Raw genomic sequence first — 18,357 nt, 5'->3', positions numbered from 1 at the left:
CGACGCCTATCGCCGCGGGGCGGGGCGGACCGGGACGGGATCGCCGATGGCGGGGGCCTTGGCCTTGCCGCGCCACAGGATGAACAGGCCGGACAGCACAATCAGCCCCGATCCGACCAGCATCCCCACGGTCAGCGTCTCGTCGAACAGCGCGATCCCCAGGGCCGCGCCGAACAGCAGCCGGGTATAACGGAACGGGGTCACGGCCGACACGTCGCCGGTGCGCATCGCCTTCATCAGGCAGGAATAGGCCCCGATGCCGATCAAGACGGTCGCCGACAACAGCAGGGCGGCGCGCGCATCGGGCATCACGAAGCCCTGCCGCTGCCACAGGGAAAACAGCAGGCCGGCCACGGCAAGCGCCAGAAAGCCGTACAGCCCCAGGATCGCGGTGCTGAGGCTGCGCGGCGCTGCGCGACTGGCCAGGTCGCGGCCTGCAAAGCCCAGCATGCCGATCACCGCCAGCAGCGACAGGGCCGAGAACCCGCCCGTCCCCGGCCGCAGGATGATCAGCACGCCCAGCAGGCCCAGCCCGATCGCCGTCCAGCGCCGCCAGCCCACCCGTTCGCCAAAGATCAGGGCCGCGCAGGCCACCACCACCAGCGGCGTCGCCTGCAGGATCACGGTCGCCGTGGACAGCGGGATCAGCGCCAGCGCCAGGACATAGAACAGCCGTCCCGTGATCTCGAAGAGCACCCGGACCCGCATGGCCCGCGACAGCACGTCCGGCGTCATCAGCGCGTCGCCCTGCGCACGGGCGATGATCGCGAACAGCGCCGCGCCGCCCAAGCCGAACAGCATCATGATCTGGCCCACGGGCAGCAGGTCCGACACGGCCTTGACCAGCGCATCCTCCAGCGCAAAGGCCGCCATGGCGACGATCATCCATGCCGCGCCGATGGCGTTCAGCCGCGCGGGCGTGTCCGTCTTCAACATCGTGGTCCCCGCCGCTGCCTTGCGCCCTGCGCATAGGCGTCCCGGTTCCGATGTGCAAACCCCAACCGTTCGTCGTCCACGGCGCGAATGGAACGGAACCGGAACATGCGTATCGCGTTAACCATGCTGAAACACGAAAGGCTGTTCCCATGGACGATACCGATCCCAAGTCCCATCCCGTCGACAATGCCGAAAAGGACCCTTCGGCGTGGGTCAGCGGCGACGATCCGATGACCGGCGCACAGGCGTCCTATCTCAAGACGCTCAGCGAGCAGGCGCACCAGCCCGACGCCTATGACGAGAGCATCAGCAAGGCTGAGGCGTCGACCCGCATCGATGCGCTGAAGGCCAAGCTGGACCTTGAATAAGACCGGGCTGCGGGCCGCGATGGCTCGCAGCCTGATTTCGCCTGTCGCGATCGTGCGGGAACGACCGGATCGCCGTCGCGTTGGCCGGCACCTTTTCCCTGTTGATCGGACCTGAACCGTGCCCCTTCGCATCCTGGTTGTCGCCAGCGAGACCAAAGACCAGCGTGACGAACGACGCCGCTATGCCAATACGGCTTCCCACGAAAGCTATGCCTTGGCGCTCAAGGCCTTGCGCGATGATCTTGAGATCGATTCGACCTCCTGTGTAGAGAGCGGCACGCAGATGAGCCTGCGCGATCTGGCGCAGTTCGACGGCATCGTCTTTGCCGGATCGCCGATCCAGATGCACCATGTCAGCGACGAGACGCGCCGTGCCGCCTCATTCATGCGTTTGGTCTTCGATTCAGGGACGCCGTCCTTTGGATCATGTGCGGGATTGCAGATCGCGGCGGTGGCTGCCGGGGGCGCGACCGGCCCGCGACAGCCGGGCATAGAGGCCGCGCTGGCCCGCAACATCCTGACCACCGATGACGGTCGCGACCACCCCATGCTGGCCGGTCGCCCCCCGGTCTGGACGGCGCCCGCAATGCATTCCAGCGTCGTGACGACCCTGCCGCCGGGCGCACGGGTGCTGGCCCGGAACGCCGATACCCCCGTCGAGGCGGCCGAGATCCGGCATGGTAACGGCGTCTTCTGGGGCGTCCAGTATCACCCCGAGATCACCTTGGCCGAGGTCGCGGCCTCGCTGCGCCGCCAGGCGTCCGACCTTGTCGATGTCGGGCTGGCCGCCAGCATCAAGGCGGTCGAGGATCATGCGGACAGGCTGCAGGCGCTCAGCGACGACCCCGCCCGCACGGATCTGGCCTGGCAGCTGGGCGTGGATGATCAGGTGACCGACACGGCCAACCGAATGCGAGAGATCGGCAATTTCCTGTCCGCGCTTGAGGGGGACGCCCTGCGTCTGCCGCACTGGCGCTGACCCTCCGCTGCGGCCCATAACATTGGGACGCGATGCCGCGGCGCGGAACGACGGCCGCAGGCGGGCGTTGGCACCGGACCTCAGCCATTCGGACCGCATCCCATGCCAGACACTCTGCAGAACCCCCTTGCCATCGTGACCGGCGCCGATTCCGGTATCGGGCGGGCAACCGCCATCGCGCTGGCAAAGGCGGGCCATGACCTGTTGATCACCTATCGGTCGGACCGCGACGGCGCGTCCGAGACCGTCTCCAAGATCACCCAGATCGGCCGCCGGGCACGTCATGTGCGTTGCGACCAAAGCGTCCCTGACGACATCGCCGCGATGTTCGCGGACCTGGATGACCGAGGGATCGCCGCGCGCGTGCTGGTCAACAATGCCGGCATCGACGCCAACGGGACGCCGGCGGCGCAGATGACCGACGATGACTGGCTCAAGACGATCGCCACGGATCTGACCGGTCCTTTCATGCTGTGCCGCGCTTTTGCCACCCGTGCCGTCAGGGCAGGGAATGGCGGGCGGATCGTCAATGTCAGCTCGATCCACGAGGATACGCCGCGCATCGGATCGGCCGCCTATGACGCGGCCAAGGGCGGGCTGCGGATGTTGACGCGCACGCTGGCGCTGGAGCTGGCGGGCGATGCGATCACCGTGAACAACGTGGCGCCCGGCATGATCCTGACTCCGATCAACCAAGCAGCCAAGGACGACCCCGACCTGCGCCGCAAGATGGAGAAGAACATCCCCCTGGGCCGCGCGGGCGAACCGCACGAGGTCGCGGACCTGATCGCCTTTCTGGCGTCGGACGCGGCGGCATATGTGACGGGGCAAAGCTTCTTCATCGATGGCGGGCTGTCGATCAACCTGGGGCAGGGCGCCTGATGGCGCGCGACGCCGCGGGCTATCTGCCCCTGTCCGATTATGCCGCGCTTGGCGACGGGCGCGGCGTGGCCCTGTCCGGTGCGGACGGGGGCATCGACTGGTGGTGCGTGCCGAATATGGACAGCCCGCCGCTGTTCGATCGTCTTCTGGTGGGTCATGACGTGCTGGAAAACGGCGCGCAGGGCGGCCATTTCACGATCACGCCGCGGGGGACGTTCTCGGCCACCCGGCGTTACCGGCCCGACAGCAACGTGCTGGAGACGCGGTTTCGCACCGATGACGGCGTGGCCGTGCTGACCGAAAGCCTGAACAGCTCCACCGCAGGACGGCTGCCTTGGGCGGAGCTGGCGCGACGCATTCAGGTCCTGGACGGGCGGATGAGCTTTGACGTGGTGCTGCAGCTGGGCCACCGGTCGGGCAAGCGCAGCCCCTACATGGCCAAGCGCGGCCCCTACGAGACGTTCCATGTAGGATCGGTGCTGGGCCTGTTCCTGCATGGCGAACAGCTGCAGATCGACCATCGTGGCGACGACCGGGTCGAGGCGCGGCTGGTCCTGACCCAAGGCCAGACCGAGGTCATCGCCATCGTTGCCGGCGCGAACGAGCCGCTGGTCGTGCCGCCCCTGTCCGACATCGACGCCCGCATCGACCTGTCCGACCAGGAATGGCGCGACTGGTGCGCCCTGATCGCGCCTGACCTGCCCGACCGCGATTTTCTGATGCGTCAGGCGCTGGCGCTCAAGGTGCTGCTCTATGCGCCCAGTGGGGCGATCGCCGCGGCGGCCACGACCTCGCTGCCCGAACGGATCGGGGGCGACAAGAACTATGACTATCGCTTTGCCTGGGTGCGGGACGCGGGCTACGTCATCGAATCCTTCCTGCACCTGGGGATCATGGCCGAGGCCAAGGCCGCGCTGACCTGGCTTTTGAACCAGCTTTGCGCGCATGGGGCCAAGGTCTGCTTTTCGCTGGACGGCGGCGTCGAGGAGGGCATGGAGGAGATCCCCGTTCCCGGCTATCGCGGATCACGCCCGGTCCTGTCGGGCAACCGCGCGGCACGCCAGCATCAGCATGGCATCTATGGCGACATCTTCGAGACGGTGTCGGCATTCGTGCGCGCCGGCGGCCTGATCGACGACCGCAGCGCCGAGACGCTGTCGCATCTGGCCGACGAATGCGCCGACCGCTGGAAGCAGAAGGACAGCGGCATCTGGGAACTGCCGCAGCTTGAACATTACACAATGTCCAAGATCAGTTGCTGGCAGGCGCTGAACCGCGCGGTCGAACTGGCCGATGCCGGCCAGCTGCCCACCACCTGCCGCGACCGCTGGAGCCGCGAACGCGCCCGCATCGCCGCCTGGATCGATGCGCATTGTTGGGACGCGGACATCGGCGCCTATGTCATGCATCCCGGCACCACGCGGCTGGACGCGGCGCTGATCCTGGCGGTGCGTTTCGATTACGACGGCCATGACCGTCTGCGCAGCACGCTGGACGCGATCGACGCGCAACTGGGCGCGGGCGGGCACCTGCACTACCGATATACCGGGATGGACGCCGAGGAGGGGTGCTTTCTGGCCTGTTCGTTCTGGATGGTCGAGGCGCGCGTCCTGCTGGATCAGCGCGACAAGGCGCTTGCGCTGATGTCGGGGCTGCGCGCACGTATCGGCGATGCGCCGGGCATCCTGCCCGAGATGATCGACCCCGACAGCGGCGAATGGCTGGGCAACATGCCCCAGGGTCTTAGCCATCTGGCGGCCTTGCAGGCCAGCCTGGCCCTGTCACGCCAAGCGCCGTGAAAGTTTTCAGGATGCCCCGCGGCTTGCGCGCCATCCGGTCGGCGCGCAGGAACCGTTCCCCCGGGGGGCCGCGTTCTATCAGCGAACGAACTGCTGCTGAAAGGAACGTCCCATGAAACTGGACGGAAAGAACATCGCCCTGCTGATCTCTCCCCGTGGAACCGAGGAGCCGGAGTTTTCCAAGCCGCTGGCCGCATTGCGCGACGCCGGTGCCAAGGTCACGGTCGTCAGCACCAAGACCGGCACGGCCAAGACGGTGAACGGCGATCTGGACCCGGGGTCGGATCACCAGATCGACAGCGCGGTCGGGTCGGTCTCGGCCAGCGATTTCCACGGGCTGGTCATTCCGGGCGGCACCGTGGGCGCGGATACGCTGCGCGCGGACAAGGATGTGGTGGCCTTCGTCCACGACTTCTTCTCGCAGGGCAAGCCCGTCGGTGCCATCTGCCACGCCCCTTGGGTGCTGATAGAGGCCGGTGTACTGAAGGGGCGGACCATCACATCCTATCCCAGCCTCAAGACCGACATCACCAATGCCGGCGCGACTTGGGTGGACAAGGAGGTCATGACCGACAGCGGTCTGGTGACCAGCCGCAACCCGGACGATCTGCCCGCCTTCTGCGCCAAGCTGATCGAGGAATTCGGCGAAGGGCGGCACGAGGACCAGACCCGCAGCGCCTGATCCGTTTCCCGCGCCCGTCACCCGTGACGGGCGCATCTGCCGACCCATTTATGGTCAAGCCGCGTCCCATCTGGACGAAAAATTCAGGGCCCACCGGGCCATATTTTTTTGCGACTGAGATGACGCAGCCACAGTAGCGCAATCGTGCCACGGCCGGCATTGGCCGTTTTCCGAAGCGTTGTCACCGATCTGACAAGATCAGCAAAGGGTCCGTGCTTCCCGCTATCGACACGACATCCCTCGACCCGATCCGCGGAACGGCGCCCATCGCGGGAAAAGCTGAACGAAGGGCTTGCCGAATCTTCCCGGCGGACACACGGTCGCACGGCGTCGTGAACGCATCGAGTGGTGTCCGGGCCCCTCTGACGAAAGTGGCGGCGCTTTCGTGATGTCGGCACCTGTTTTCGGATTCACCGCCTGGACTTTTCCTCATGACACAGGACACCCTATCCACCGCGCAAAAGCGCCCGGTCCTTTCCTATCTGAAATGGGCGATCATCGTCACCTTCCTGGGCCTGGCCTTGGGCGCGGTGCTGGGATGGCAGACGACCGGCACGCTTGGGGGCATGCTGTCGATCCTGTTCATCGTCACGGTGCTGGCGGTGCTGGAGATCTCGTTGTCCTTCGACAACGCCATCGTGAACGCCAACAAGCTCAAGGACATGCAGCCGGTCTGGCAGCGCCGCTTCCTGACCTGGGGCATCCTGATCGCCGTCTTTGGCATGCGGATCGTGTTCCCGCTGCTGATCGTGGTGATCGCGGCGGGCATCGGCCCGTGGCAGGCGCTGGTGCTGGCCGCAAGCCAGCCCGATGAATATGCCCGCATCATGCATGACGCGCATCTGCCCATCGCCGCCTTCGGGGGAACGTTCCTGATGATGGTCGGGCTCAGCTTCTTCTTCGATCACGAAAAGGACGTGCACTGGGTTGGCTGGATCGAACATCACATGGCCAAGTACGCCTCGATCCGCGGGGTCGAGGTCGCGGTGGTCCTGCTGTTCGTCCTGGGCTTCTCGCATCTGCTGGAGGGTGCGGAACGCACGACCTTCTTCACCGCCGCGATCTGGGGCCTGATGACCTTCCTGCTGGTCGAGGTTCTGGGCGGGCTGCTGGACAGCACGCAGGAGACCCTGCACGGTGCCGCCAAGGGCGGTCTGGGCGCGTTCCTGTACCTTGAGGTCCTGGACGCGTCCTTCAGCTTCGACGGCGTGATCGGTGCCTTCGCGCTCAGCCAGAACCTGTTCGTGATCGCGATCGGCTTGGGCATCGGGGCGATGTACGTGCGGTCCATGACCATCATGCTGGTCGAGAACAGCACCCTGTCGGAATACCGCTATCTGGAACACGGCGCCTTCTATGCGATCATCGCGCTGTCCGTGGTGATGTTCGCCCAGTCCCTTGTCCACATCCCCGAGGTCATCACCGGCCTGGGCGGTGCGACGCTGATCGGCATCTCGCTGTGGTCGTCGATCCGCTGGAATCGGCACGAGGCACAGCTCGCCGCCCAGTGACGACGCACCCTGCGGCCGCGCCCGACGCGGCCGCAGGAACGGCATGAATGGCGCGCCATCATTTATGTCGCAATTTCATCGTTCGAACGGGAACGATGGCGTGATCGGCGGGTTCGGCAGACGGACCACTGATCACAAGGGCGCATCCCATGGCCACAGTTTCGCGTTCCGGCCTGTCGGACAGCTCCCTGCTGGGCCTGGCGATCCTGAATTTCTTCCTGGCGGATGCGCGGGACGGGCTTGGCCCGTTCCTGGACGCCTTTCTGGCGACGCGCGGCTGGTCGCCGCTGACCCTGGGAGCGATCGCGACGGTCGGTGGGCTGATCGGCCTTGCCCTGACCCCGTTCGCGGGGGCGCTGGTCGACAGGTCGCACTGGAAACGTGCGCTGATCGCCGGCCCGGTGATCGTCATCACCGCGGGGGCGCTGCTGACGCTGCTGGTGCCTGATCCGGCCGTGGTCTGGGTCGGTACCATCGCCACCGCGGTGCTGGGCGTAGTCATCGCCCCCGCCCTGGCAGGGCTCAGCCTAGGGCTGGTCGGGCAGCGCGCCTTTCCGCGCCAGATCTCTCGCAACGAATTCTGGAACCACAGCGGCAACCTGGCATCGCTGATGGCCATCTATCTGGCCGTCAGCCTGTTCGGAGAGTTCTCGGTCGTCTGGCTGATGATCGTGACGGCGCTTGGGGCGCTGATCGCGTTGCGGATGATCCGCCCGGATCGGATCGACCATGACGTGGCACGCGGCATGGTCGGGGGCCGGGGTACGGACGACCATGCCCGGCCATCCGGCCTGTCGGTGCTGTTGCACAACCGCGGCCTGATCCTGCTGGCGCTGGTGATGATGCTGTTCCATTTCGGCAATGCCCCGATGAGCCGGCTGATCGCGCAGGAATTCTCGATCCAGCTGGGAACGCCTTTCCGCACGACGGCGCTGATCACCGGGGTTGCACAGGCGACGATGATCGCGGTGGCCGCGGCGACCCCGTGGCTGATCCGGCGTCTTGGGTTGCGGTCGTGCTTTCTCATCACGCTGTGCGCGCTGCCGCTGCGCGGCGTCCTGGCGGGGATGGTCCCGGATTTCTGGGTCGTGGTTCCGGTGCAGATGCTGGACGGGATCGGCGCCGGCATGCTGGGCATCCTGACCCCGGTTGCCGCGGAACGGCTGCTGGCCAAGACCGGGCGGTTCAATCTGGGCTTTGCGACGGTGATGACCGTGCAGGGGGTCGGGGCGACCTTCTCCAACGTCTTTGCCGGCTGGATCGTGTCTGGCCACGGCTATGGCATGTCCCATTTCATCGGCGCGGGCGTGGCCCTTGCGGCCTTGGCGGTGTTCCTGCTCTTCAGCCGGACCATCGCGCCGGGACCCCGGTCCGCGGACTGACCGGGCAGGGGAATGGCCTGATGCGTTGACTTTTGATGGTGAAAAGAACAAAACAGGAACTTACAGCCCTGTTCCGGTAACCCCATGTCTGCCTCCTCCGCCACGCTTTCCGCGCTTCGCAGTCGCATCTCGCATCTCGAGGGGCATGTGCAGGCCCATGCGGTGCTGCCCTTCGGGCTGCCCGAGCTGGACCGCCGCCTGCCCCAAGGCGGGCTGCCCCTGGGCTGTCTGCACGAGGTCGCGGGCAGCGGTGCGGGCGCCGATGACGGGGCCGCGGCCGCCTGCTTCGCGGCCGGCATCGCCGCGCGCCTGCCGGGTCAGGTCCTGTGGTGCGTGACGCGGGCGGACCTGTTCGCGCCGGGCTTGGCGCAGGCCGGTCTGACCCCCGACCGGGTCATCCATGTCGAGGCCGGGGACGAGACATCCGTCCTGGCCTGCATGGAGGAGGGGTTGCGCCATGGCGGCCTGGCCGCCGTCGTGGCCGAGATCGGGCGCCTGTCCATGACCGCCTCGCGCAGGCTGCACCTGGCGGCCAAGAACACCGGCACCACGGGCATCGCGCTGCGCCGCTGGCGGTGGCTGGCGGATGCCGACGACTTTGGCCAGCCCACCGCGGCGATGACGCGCTGGCGCGTGTCGGAACGCCCCTCAGTCGCGCTGCCGGTGCCGGGCCTTGGCCATGCGCTGTGGTTGGTGGAACTGATGCGCGCACGGGCGGGCGAGACCTTCGATCTGGAAGTGGAGGCATGCGATGGCACGGGTCATCTCGGTCTGCCTGCCGATGTGGCCGATCGACCGGCTGCGGCGGGTGGGCGATACGCCTTCGGATAGCGCGCCGCTGATCCTGTCGGGCCGGGCGGGCAGCCGCCGGGTGGTCACTGCCGCCTGCGACCGCGCGCTGGCGCTTGGGCTGCGGCCGGGCATGTCGGTCAGCAAGGCGCAGGCGATGGTCCCCGACCTGCGCGTCGAACCGGCCGACCCGGATGCCGACATGGCGGCGCTGGAACGGCTGGCCCTGTGGCTGATGCAGCGCTTCGCGCCCATCGTCGCGGTCGATCCGCCCGACGGGGTGGTGATCGAGGCGACCGGCACCGACCATCTGCACGGCGGAGAGGACGCGATGCTGCAGGCGATCCTGGGCCGGCTGACCCTGTCGGGCATCGTCGCGCGGCTGGCCATGGCCGACACGTGGGGCGCGGCCCATGCCCTGGCCCGCCACGGCACGAACCTGCCCATCGTCGCGACCGGCGACATGCAGGCGGCGCTGGCGCCGCTGCCTTTGTCCGCGTTGCGCCTGCCGCCCGCCATCGTCGGCGGGCTGCAGGATCTGGGCCTTGCGACCATCGCGGATCTGATCGCGGTGCCGCGCGCGCCGCTGACCCGCCGGTTCGGACCCCAAGTGATGCGCCGCCTGGACCAGGCCCTGGGCACCCTGGGCGAACCTGTGGACCCGCTGCGCCCTGCCGACCTGGTGACCGCACGCCGTGCCTTTGCCGAACCGATCGGCGCGGCCGAAACCATCGCCCGCTATATCGACAAGCTGGTCCGCGACCTGTGCCGCCAGCTGGAGGCGCGGGGCCTGGGCGCGCGGCGGCTGGACCTGATCTGCTGGCGCGTGGACAGCCGCGCCCAACCCGTGCGCGTGGGCCTGGCCGCGCCCCTGCGTGACCCCGCACGCCTGGTGCGCCTGCTGTGCGACAGGATCCCCACCATCGATCCGGGCTTCGGGATCGAGATCATGTCCCTGACCGCGACCCTTGCCGAACCCCTGGCCCCGCGCCAGACCGACAGCCTGCTGGAACCCGCGGCCCCCGACATGTCCAGCCTGATCGACAGCCTGACGAACCGGGTCGGCGCGCGTGCCGTCTATCGCCTGGCGCCGGTGGCCAGCGACGTGCCCGAACGGTCGGTCATCCGCGTGGCGCCGATGAGCGTCATCGCCGAGGGCTGGCCCGACCACTGGCCGCGCCCCTCGCGGCTGCTGGCGCGGCCCGAACCGATCGACACCATGGCCCTGCTGCCCGACCACCCGCCCCGCTGGATCGTCTGGCGCGGCGCCCGCCACGACGTCGAGGGCGCCGACGGGCCGGAACGCATCTTCGGCGAATGGTGGAAGCGCGATGCCGAAACCCGCGCGGTGCGCGACTATTTCCGCATCGAGGACCAGGCCGGGCGCCGGTTCTGGATCTTTCGCCAGGGCGACGGAGAGGACGTGACCACCGGGTCCCACAACTGGTTCCTGCACGGTGTCTTCGGATGAGCTATGTCGAACTGCAGGTGACCTCGCATTTCTCGTTCCTGCGCGGGGCGTCCTCCGCGCAGGAGCTGTTCGCCACCGCGGCGCTGATGGGCATGCGGGCGCTGGCCGTCACGGACCGCAACAGCCTGGCGGGCATCGTCCGCGCGTTCGAGGCGTCCAACGACACCGGCGTGCGGCTGATCGTCGGCTGCCGCCTGGACCTGCGCTGCGGCATGTCGGTGCTGGTCTATCCGATGGACCGCGCGGGCTATGGCCGACTGTGCCGTCTGCTGTCCCTGGGCAAGGCGCGGGCGGGCAAGGGGGCGTGCCACCTGGACTGGGCCGATGTGGCGGACCACGCCCAGGGCCTTCTGGCGGTCCTGGTCCCCGACATGGCCGATGACGACTGTGCGCTGCGCCTGCGCCGGATGCGCGAGGTCTTCGGCGATCGCGCCTATCTGGCGCTGACCCTGCGGCGGCGGCCCAACGATCCGCTGCGCCTGCATCGGCTGTCCCTGCTGGCCGCGCGGGCCGGGGTGCCGACGGTGGTCACCAACGACGTGCTGTTTCATGACCCCGACTGCCGCATCCTGCAGGACGTGATGACGGCGATCCGCCACAACACGACCGTCGACGCCTTGGGCTTTCGCCGCGAACGCCATGCCGACCGCCACCTGAAGACCCCGGCCGAGATGGCGCGCCTGTTCGCCCGCTATCCCGATGCGCTGGCCCGCAGCGCTCAGATCGCCGACCGCTGCCGATTCTCGCTCAAGGAGCTGCGCTATCAGTACCCCGAGGAACGCCCCGACCCCTCGGTCAGCCCGCAGCAGACGCTGGAGGCGCTGACCTGGCAGGGCGCGGCCGTCCGCTATCCGGACGGGACCCCGCCCAAGGTCGCGGCGACTCTGCGCCACGAACTGGCCCTGATCGCCAAGCTGGAATACGCGCCCTATTTCCTGACCGTAAACAACATCGTCCGCCACGCCCGCAGCCAGGGCATCCTGTGTCAGGGGCGGGGGTCGGCGGCCAATTCTGCGGTCTGCTTCGTGCTGGGCATCACGGCGATCGACCCCCAGGGCGGCAACCTGCTGTTCGAGCGCTTCATCAGCGAGGAACGCCACGAACCCCCCGACATCGACGTGGATTTCGAACACGAGCGGCGCGAGGAGGTCATCCAGTGGATCTATCGCACCTATGGCCGCGATCGCGCCGCGCTGACCGCCACCGTGATCCGCTACCGCACCAAGGGCGCGCTGCGCGACGTGGGCAAGGCCTTGGGCCTGCCCGAGGACGTGATCCGCGCCATCTCGGGCCAGATCTGGGCCTGGTCCGAGGACGGCGTGCCCGAAACCCTGCTGCGCGAGCTGAACCTGAACCCCGCCGACCGCCGCCTGCGGCTGACGCGGGACCTGGCGGCGCGGCTGCGCGGCACGCCCCGGCACCTGTCCCAGCATCCCGGCGGCTTCGTCCTGACGCAGGACCGGCTGGACGAACTGGTCCCGATCGAACCGGCCGCGATGCAGGACCGCCAGATCATCGAATGGGACAAGGACGACATCGACGCGCTGAGGTTCATGAAGCTGGACGTGCTGGCCCTGGGGATGCTGACCTGCATCGCGCGCTGCTTCGCCCTTTTGAACCGCCACAAGGGTCTGCGGCTGGACCTGGCCACGATCCCGGCCGACGACGAGGCGACATTCGACATGATCTGTCGGGCCGACACGCTTGGCACCTTCCAGATCGAAAGCCGGGCGCAGATGTCGATGCTGCCCCGGCTGAAGCCGCGCAGCATCGCGGACCTGACCATCCAGGTGGCCATCGTCCGGCCCGGCCCGATCCAGGGCGACATGGTCCATCCCTATCTGCGCCGCCGCGCCGGGCTGGAGGCGGTGGTCTATCCCAAGCCGGAACTGGAACAGGTGCTGGGCCGCACCTATGGCGTGCCGCTGTTTCAGGAACAGGCGATGCGCATCGCCATCGAATGCGCGGGCTTTACCCCCGGCCAGGCCGACATGCTGCGCAAGTCGATGGCGACCTTCAAGCTGAGCGGCGGAGTGTCGGCCTTTCGCGACCGCGTCATCGAGGGGATGATCGCCAACGGCTATGATCCCGAATTCTCGGAAAAGATCTTTCGCCAGCTGGAGGGGTTCGGCAGCTACGGCTTTCCCGAAAGCCATGCGGCCAGCTTTGCGTTGATCGCCTATGCCTCGGCCTGGCTGAAATGCTGGCATCCCGACGTGTTCTGCGCGGCGCTTCTGAACAGCCAGCCGATGGGGTTCTATGCCCCGGCCCAGATCGTGCGCGATGCGCGCGATCACGGCGTGGCGATCCGCCCCGTCTGCATCGCGCTGTCGGATTGGGACTGCACGCTGGAACCGGCGGGGCAGGGGTTCGCCGTCCGCTTGGGTCTGCGCATGGTCAGGGGGCTGGCCGAAACCCATGCCCGCGCCATCGTGGCCGCCCGGCCCGCCGCCACGGCCCAGGACCTGTGCCGCCGCGCGGGCGTGCCCGCCGCCGCCCTGACCCGCATCGCCGAGGCCGACGGCTTTCGCCCGACCTATGGCCTGGCGCGTCGCGAGGCGTTGTGGGCCATTCGCGGCCATCAGCCGGACCTGCCGCTGTTCGCCGCCATCCCCGCCCCGGAACCCGCCGTCGCCCTGTCCCCCATGCCCGCCGGACGCGAGGTGGTCCAGGATTACGCCCATACCGGCGTCACCCTGCGCCGCCACCCGCTGTCCTTCCTGCGCGACAGCCTGACCCGCCGCCGCATCCGCCCCTGTGCCGAGGCGATGGCCAGCGCCGACCGTCGCTGGATGCATGTCGCGGGGTTGGTGCTGGTCCGTCAGCGCCCCGGATCGGCCAAGGGCGTGATGTTCATCACGCTGGAGGATGAAAGCGGCATCGCGAACCTGGTGCTGTGGCCCAAGGTCTTTGACCGGCACCGGCGCATCGTCCTGGGTGCCAGCATGATCGGGGTCGAGGGCCGCGTCCAGCGCGCCGGAGAGGTGGTCCATCTGGTCGCCCACCGCCTGACCGACATGTCGGCAGAGCTTGCCTCCGTTGGCCGGCAGGGCGCCTTTCCGCTGCCGCACGGCCGCGGCGACGAATTCCACCGCGGCGCGCCGCCCCCCGATCCGCGCAGCCAGGGCCCCAAGCCCCGTCAGATCTATGTCCGCGACCTGCCGCGTGACGGGATCACCGTGAAGACCCGCGATTTCCGCTGACGGTCTGATCCTTGCGGGGCCATGACGTTTCTGTATAACATGAAGTATGGAAAAGAATCGCACCCTGGACGTCCTGTCCGCGCTGGCCCATGACATCCGCCTGGATGTCTTTCGTCTGCTGGTGCAGGCGGGGCCCGCGGGCATGGCGGCCGGCGACATCGCCACGCGGCTGGACATTCGCCCGAACACGCTGTCGAACAACCTGACCATCCTGACCGCCGCGGCCCTGGTCCGGTCGGTCCGCGAGGGGCGCTCGATCCGCTATTTCGCGCGAATGGACACGATGGGCGGCCTGCTGGGCTTTCTGCTGCAGGACTGCTGCGGCGGTCGCCCCGACCTGTGCCAGCCGGTACTGGACCAGATCGCCTGCACTTGCGGGCCCATGACACGCACGGATGCCGCCCCATGACCGAACCGTCCCCCGCACAGCCCAGCCCCCTGGGCGTGTTCGAACGCTGGCTGACCCTGTGGGTCGCGCTGGCGATGATCGCCGGGCTGGCCTTGGGCGCACTGGCACCCGGCGCCGTGCAGACCATCGCCGCGGCCGAGGTCGCCTCGATCAACCTCGTCGTCGCGGTGCTGATCTGGGCGATGGTCTATCCGATGATGGTCAGCGTCGATTTCGCGGCCATCGGCGGCGTCGCCCGGCAGCCCAAGGGCCTGCTGATCACGCTGGTGGTGAACTGGCTGGTCAAGCCCTTCACGATGGCGCTGCTGGCGGTGCTGTTCTTCGATCACGTCTTCGCCCCCTGGATCGCGCCGCAGGATGCGCAGCAATATATCGCCGGTCTGATCCTGCTGGGCGCCGCGCCCTGCACGGCGATGGTCTTTGTCTGGTCCCAGCTGACACGGGGGGACGCGACCTATACCCTGGTGCAGGTGTCGGTGAACGACCTGATCATGGTCGTGGCCTTTGCCCCCATCGTGGCCCTGCTGCTGGGCGTGACCGACATCGCGGTGCCGTGGCAGACGCTGGTCCTTGCAACCGTCCTCTATGTGGTGCTGCCGCTGGCGGCGGGCCTGCTGACGCGGCACTTCCTGCGCGACCCCGCCCGGATCGAGGCGTTCTCGGCGCGGGTCAAGCCCCTGTCGGTCCTGGGGCTGATCGCGACGGTCGCGATCCTGTTCGGCCTGCAGGGCCGGACCATCCTGGACCGCCCGGCCATCATCGCGCTGATCGCCGTGCCGATCCTGATCCAAAGCTATCTGATCTTTGCCATCGGCTATGGCGCGGCCTGGCTGATGCGCGTGCCGCACCGCATCGCGGCCCCCTGCGCGATGATCGGCACGTCCAATTTCTTCGAACTGGCAGTCGCGGTCGCCATCAGCCTGTTCGGCCTGAATTCCGGTGCCGCGCTGGCCACGGTGGTCGGCGTGCTGGTCGAGGTGCCGGTGATGCTGTCCCTGGTCGCCTTCGCCAACCGTACGCGGGGTCGGTTCCCGGACCTCTCTTCAGCCCCCGCACCGAAAGGACCTGCCCGATGAGCGATGCCGCGACCCTGAACCCCGATGCCTTTCGCCCGGTCCGGGCCGCCGACCTCGTGCCCGCCGCCCGCAGCAGCCATCCGCCACGGATCCTGATGCTGTATGGATCGCTGCGCGAGCGCAGTTTCTCTCGCTTCGCGACAGAGGAGGCCGCCCGCATGCTGACCGCCCTGGGGGCCGAACCGCGCATCTTCGATCCCCGCGGCCTGCCCTTGGCCGATGCGACCGAGGCCGACCATCCCAAGGTGGCCGAACTGCGCGACCTGGTCGGCTGGTCCGAGGGGATGGTCTGGTGTTCGCCCGAACGCCACGGCGCGATGACCGGGGTGATCAAGACGCAGATCGACTGGATCCCGCTGTCCCTGGGCGGCGTGCGCCCCACGCAGGGCAAGACGCTGGCGGTGATGCAGGTCTGCGGTGGCAGCCAAAGCTTCAACACCGTGAACCAGCTGCGCATTCTGGGCCGCTGGATGCGGCTGCTGACAATCCCGAACCAGTCCTCGGTCGCCAAGGCATGGGATGAATTCGACGACGACGGCCGCATGAAGCCGTCCCCCTATCACGACCGCATCGTGGACGTGATGGAGGAACTGGTGCGCTTTACCCTGCTGACCCGCGACATCCGCGATCAACTGGTCGACCGCTACTCGGAACGCGTCGAAAGCCACGAGGCGCTGTCGCGGCGGGTGAACCAGGGCCAGGCGGTCTGACGGGTCGTGCAGGCTTGACGGTGCCGCCGGGGTTGCCGACAGTCGGTCCGACCCGATCCCGGAAGGCACTCCATGGCACTGAAGATAGCGGTTCTTGACGACTACGCCGACGTGGCGCGCCGATATGCCGACTGGCCGCAGGGCGACGATGTCACGGTCTTTCACCGTACGATGACCGACCCCGCCGAACTGGCCGCGACGCTGGCGCCCTTCGACGTGCTGTGCGTCATGCGGGAACGGACGCCGCTGGACGGCGCGCTGATCCGCGCCCTTCCGAACCTCAAGCTGATCGTGACCACCGGGGCCCGCAACCTGTCGATCGATGTGGCCGCCGCGCAGGAACGCGGCATCACCGTCTGCGGCACGCAATCACGGGGGACGACCACCGCCGAATTCGTGATGGCGCTGATGCTGGCCCTGACCCGGCGCATCGTCCCCGAGGCCAATTCCGCCGCCGCCGGGGGCTGGCAGACGGGCATGGGCCGCGACCTGTCCGGGCTGACGCTTGGCATCGCGGGCTTTGGCCGCATCGGGCGCCAGGTCGCCACGCTGGCGCGGCCCTTCGGGGTCGAGATCCTGGCCTGGTCGCGCAGCCTGACGGCGGACCGGGCCGCGGCCGACGGGGTGCGCCACGCGCCCGATCTTGATGCGCTGCTGCAAGGATCGGACATCGTGTCGATCAACCTGGTGCTGTCCGACACGACGCGCGGCCTGTTCGGGGCGCGGGAACTGGCGCTGATGCGTCCGGACGCGCTGCTGCTGAACACCTCGCGCGGGCCGATCGTGCAGGTGGATCCGCTGCTGGCAGCGCTGCGCGCGGGACGCTTGGGCGGTGCCGCGCTGGACGTGCATGACGTCGAGCCGCTGCCCGACGGGGCGCCGGTCCTGGATCGCGACCTGATCGACAGCGGGCAGCTGCTGGTCACGCCGCATCTGGGCTATGTCAGCGACCAGACGTTCCGGATGTTCTACCGCCAGACCGTCGAGGCGGTCGAGGCCTGGAAGGCCGGCGGGCCGATCCGCGTCATCGGGGGCGGGCCGCAGGCTACTCCGTCAACCTGATCGAATATTCGTCGGCCAGCCATTCCAGCACGAAGCGGCGGGTGGCATCGTCGATGCGCGTCACGCTGGCGGCCAGGTGCTGGGCATCGTCGCCGACCAGCGACTGATAGGCGCCCAGGATCGCCGGCGCGCGCGCGATGTATTCGGGGTCGCTGCGCGCCGCGCGGATCGCCTGCAGCCAGGTCTCGCGGATCGCGGGCGGGGTGTCGCCGGGCAGGACCAGCATCTTCTGCGCCGCGAACCCTGCCGATGCAAAGACGCGATAGGCGTCGTATTCCGGCCCTGACGGCTGCGTGCCGTGCAGGTGCTCGTACAGCTCCTCCAGCGTGGGCAGGTCGGGGAAGGTCGGGTCGCGCCGGACGCTGCCATCGGCGTCCACGATTCCCCAGCTGAACAGCGGCACCGCATCGCCTGCGGCGACCATCGGCGCCACGTTCTGCAGATAGGCCGAGGTGGTCTGATAGTCGATATTGACCTCGTGAAGGCGCATCGCCTCCAGCCCGTCGTGCCGGCCGGTATAACCGAAGACATAGTTCGCATCCAGGCCCAGCACCCGGAAGGCCAGCATCGGCACGAGGTCCAACGAGGTGATCCCCTGGCTGGCAAAGACCAGCTGGTGGTCCTGAAGCGCCGCGATGTCGCGCCAGGATGCGACCCCCAGATCGCCCGCCACATAGACCACGCCGCCCGTGGGCGATGCCATCAGCACCGACCAGTCGTCGAAATCGTACCGCACGCGGAAATCGCCCAGCAGATAGGCGAACAGCGACGATCCCGACGTGCCCAGCAGGCTGAGCCCGTCGGCCGACGCGTCTTCGGCGAAGGCGTTCGAGCCGCGCGTGCCGCCGCTGCCCGGTTCGTTGCGCACCACGATCGAGGGCTGCCCCGGCAGGTGACGCGCCAGCAGCGGCGCGTGGAACCGCGCCCAGACATCCGACCCCCCGCCCTGAGAGAACGGGATGACCAGTTCGACCGTCTGGCCGGCAAAGTCGACATCCTGAGCCGTGGCCGCGCGCGGCGACAAAATCGCCATCGCGGCGGTGACGCAGATCATCAGCGCGCCGGCAAAGCCGTGCGCGGTCGGTGCGTGTCGCATGG

At 68.2% G+C, this 18,357-nt stretch carries 16 protein-coding genes; 14 read left to right on the top strand and 2 right to left on the bottom strand.

Annotation, left to right across the window (positions count from 1 at the left end):
* Positions 1-6: 6 nt before the first annotated feature.
* A complete protein-coding gene (locus FHD67_RS04325; RefSeq protein WP_246071223.1) occupies positions 7-936 on the bottom strand; it encodes a DMT family transporter in 930 nt (309 codons plus the stop codon).
* Between the two features lie 149 nt (positions 937-1,085).
* Between FHD67_RS04325 and FHD67_RS04320 the strand changes: the two genes are divergently transcribed.
* The 14 genes from FHD67_RS04320 (at position 1,086) to FHD67_RS04255 (ending at position 17,259) form a co-directional block, all read left to right on the top strand.
* Complete coding sequence (locus FHD67_RS04320) at positions 1,086-1,304, top strand: DUF3072 domain-containing protein (RefSeq protein WP_045981813.1); 219 nt, start codon at positions 1,086-1,088, stop codon at positions 1,302-1,304.
* Between the two features lie 118 nt (positions 1,305-1,422).
* Positions 1,423-2,283 carry a glutamine amidotransferase-related protein gene (locus FHD67_RS04315; RefSeq protein ID WP_139597938.1) on the top strand — a complete coding sequence of 287 codons (861 nt, stop codon included), beginning with the start codon at positions 1,423-1,425 and terminating at the stop codon, positions 2,281-2,283.
* Between the two features lie 102 nt (positions 2,284-2,385).
* A complete protein-coding gene (locus FHD67_RS04310; RefSeq protein ID WP_139597937.1) occupies positions 2,386-3,165 on the top strand; it encodes an SDR family oxidoreductase in 780 nt (259 codons plus the stop codon).
* Positions 3,165-4,964, top strand: a complete 1,800-nt coding sequence (locus FHD67_RS04305) for a glycoside hydrolase family 15 protein (RefSeq protein WP_139597936.1) — start codon at positions 3,165-3,167, stop codon at positions 4,962-4,964. The genes FHD67_RS04310 and FHD67_RS04305 overlap by 1 nt, the downstream gene beginning before the upstream one ends.
* 112 nt (positions 4,965-5,076) lie before the next feature.
* A complete protein-coding gene (locus FHD67_RS04300) occupies positions 5,077-5,646 on the top strand; it encodes a type 1 glutamine amidotransferase domain-containing protein (protein WP_139597935.1) in 570 nt (189 codons plus the stop codon).
* 431 nt (positions 5,647-6,077) lie between these two features.
* Positions 6,078-7,157 carry a DUF475 domain-containing protein gene (locus tag FHD67_RS04295; protein WP_045981808.1) on the top strand — a complete coding sequence of 360 codons (1,080 nt, stop codon included), beginning with the start codon at positions 6,078-6,080 and terminating at the stop codon, positions 7,155-7,157.
* A gap of 149 nt (positions 7,158-7,306) precedes the next feature.
* Positions 7,307-8,539, top strand: a complete 1,233-nt coding sequence (locus FHD67_RS04290) for an MFS transporter (RefSeq protein WP_139597934.1) — start codon at positions 7,307-7,309, stop codon at positions 8,537-8,539.
* An 84-nt stretch (positions 8,540-8,623) separates the two neighbouring features.
* A complete protein-coding gene (locus FHD67_RS04285) occupies positions 8,624-9,370 on the top strand; it encodes an ImuA family protein (protein WP_139597933.1) in 747 nt (248 codons plus the stop codon).
* Positions 9,291-10,799: a Y-family DNA polymerase gene (locus FHD67_RS04280; protein ID WP_046001534.1), complete on the top strand. Its 1,509-nt coding sequence runs from the start codon at positions 9,291-9,293 to the stop codon at positions 10,797-10,799. The genes FHD67_RS04285 and FHD67_RS04280 overlap by 80 nt, the downstream gene beginning before the upstream one ends.
* Positions 10,796-14,002 (top strand): error-prone DNA polymerase, encoded by a 3,207-nt coding sequence (locus tag FHD67_RS04275; RefSeq protein ID WP_139597932.1) that lies wholly within the window; start codon positions 10,796-10,798, stop codon positions 14,000-14,002. The genes FHD67_RS04280 and FHD67_RS04275 overlap by 4 nt, the downstream gene beginning before the upstream one ends.
* A 46-nt stretch (positions 14,003-14,048) precedes the next feature.
* Positions 14,049-14,411: an ArsR/SmtB family transcription factor gene (locus FHD67_RS04270; RefSeq protein WP_139597931.1), complete on the top strand. Its 363-nt coding sequence runs from the start codon at positions 14,049-14,051 to the stop codon at positions 14,409-14,411.
* Positions 14,408-15,487, top strand: a complete 1,080-nt coding sequence (gene arsB / locus FHD67_RS04265) for an ACR3 family arsenite efflux transporter (RefSeq protein ID WP_139597930.1) — start codon at positions 14,408-14,410, stop codon at positions 15,485-15,487. Before FHD67_RS04270 ends, arsB begins: the two co-directional genes overlap by 4 nt.
* Entirely contained in the window at positions 15,484-16,197 is a 714-nt protein-coding gene (gene arsH / locus FHD67_RS04260; RefSeq protein ID WP_046001538.1) for an arsenical resistance protein ArsH, read from the top strand. The genes arsB and arsH overlap by 4 nt, the downstream gene beginning before the upstream one ends.
* 72 nt (positions 16,198-16,269) lie before the next feature.
* Positions 16,270-17,259: a D-2-hydroxyacid dehydrogenase family protein gene (locus FHD67_RS04255; protein WP_046001539.1), complete on the top strand. Its 990-nt coding sequence runs from the start codon at positions 16,270-16,272 to the stop codon at positions 17,257-17,259.
* Here FHD67_RS04255 and FHD67_RS04250 read toward each other — a convergent pair.
* Positions 17,243-18,355: a Bug family tripartite tricarboxylate transporter substrate binding protein gene (locus FHD67_RS04250; RefSeq protein ID WP_052715345.1), complete on the bottom strand. Its 1,113-nt coding sequence runs from the start codon at positions 18,353-18,355 to the stop codon at positions 17,243-17,245. The genes FHD67_RS04255 and FHD67_RS04250 overlap by 17 nt on opposite strands.
* Between the last annotated feature and the right edge of the window lie 2 nt (positions 18,356-18,357).

It is taken from the genome of Paracoccus haeundaensis (assembly GCF_006239215.1).
GTDB lineage: Bacteria > Pseudomonadota > Alphaproteobacteria > Rhodobacterales > Rhodobacteraceae > Paracoccus > Paracoccus marcusii.
The sequence above is the reverse complement of the archived record's forward strand: the minus strand, read 5'-3'. Positions and strand labels throughout refer to the sequence as shown.

Excerpts from the sequence above, each read along its gene's own strand:
- FHD67_RS04325 (WP_246071223.1), bottom strand. The coding sequence starts at position 936 with ATGTTGAAGACGGACACGCCCGCGCGGCTGAACGCCATCGGCGCGGCA.
- FHD67_RS04320 (WP_045981813.1), top strand. The coding sequence starts at position 1,086 with ATGGACGATACCGATCCCAAGTCCCATCCCGTCGACAATGCCGAAAAG.
- FHD67_RS04310 (WP_139597937.1), top strand. The coding sequence starts at position 2,386 with ATGCCAGACACTCTGCAGAACCCCCTTGCCATCGTGACCGGCGCCGAT.
- FHD67_RS04305 (WP_139597936.1), top strand. The coding sequence starts at position 3,165 with ATGGCGCGCGACGCCGCGGGCTATCTGCCCCTGTCCGATTATGCCGCG.
- FHD67_RS04300 (WP_139597935.1), top strand. The coding sequence starts at position 5,077 with ATGAAACTGGACGGAAAGAACATCGCCCTGCTGATCTCTCCCCGTGGA.
- FHD67_RS04295 (WP_045981808.1), top strand. The coding sequence starts at position 6,078 with ATGACACAGGACACCCTATCCACCGCGCAAAAGCGCCCGGTCCTTTCC.
- FHD67_RS04290 (WP_139597934.1), top strand. The coding sequence starts at position 7,307 with ATGGCCACAGTTTCGCGTTCCGGCCTGTCGGACAGCTCCCTGCTGGGC.
- FHD67_RS04285 (WP_139597933.1), top strand. The coding sequence starts at position 8,624 with ATGTCTGCCTCCTCCGCCACGCTTTCCGCGCTTCGCAGTCGCATCTCG.
- FHD67_RS04280 (WP_046001534.1), top strand. The coding sequence starts at position 9,291 with ATGGCACGGGTCATCTCGGTCTGCCTGCCGATGTGGCCGATCGACCGG.
- FHD67_RS04275 (WP_139597932.1), top strand. The coding sequence starts at position 10,796 with ATGAGCTATGTCGAACTGCAGGTGACCTCGCATTTCTCGTTCCTGCGC.
- FHD67_RS04270 (WP_139597931.1), top strand. The coding sequence starts at position 14,049 with ATGGAAAAGAATCGCACCCTGGACGTCCTGTCCGCGCTGGCCCATGAC.
- arsB (WP_139597930.1), top strand. The coding sequence starts at position 14,408 with ATGACCGAACCGTCCCCCGCACAGCCCAGCCCCCTGGGCGTGTTCGAA.
- arsH (WP_046001538.1), top strand. The coding sequence starts at position 15,484 with ATGAGCGATGCCGCGACCCTGAACCCCGATGCCTTTCGCCCGGTCCGG.
- FHD67_RS04255 (WP_046001539.1), top strand. The coding sequence starts at position 16,270 with ATGGCACTGAAGATAGCGGTTCTTGACGACTACGCCGACGTGGCGCGC.
- FHD67_RS04250 (WP_052715345.1), bottom strand. The coding sequence starts at position 18,355 with ATGCGACACGCACCGACCGCGCACGGCTTTGCCGGCGCGCTGATGATC.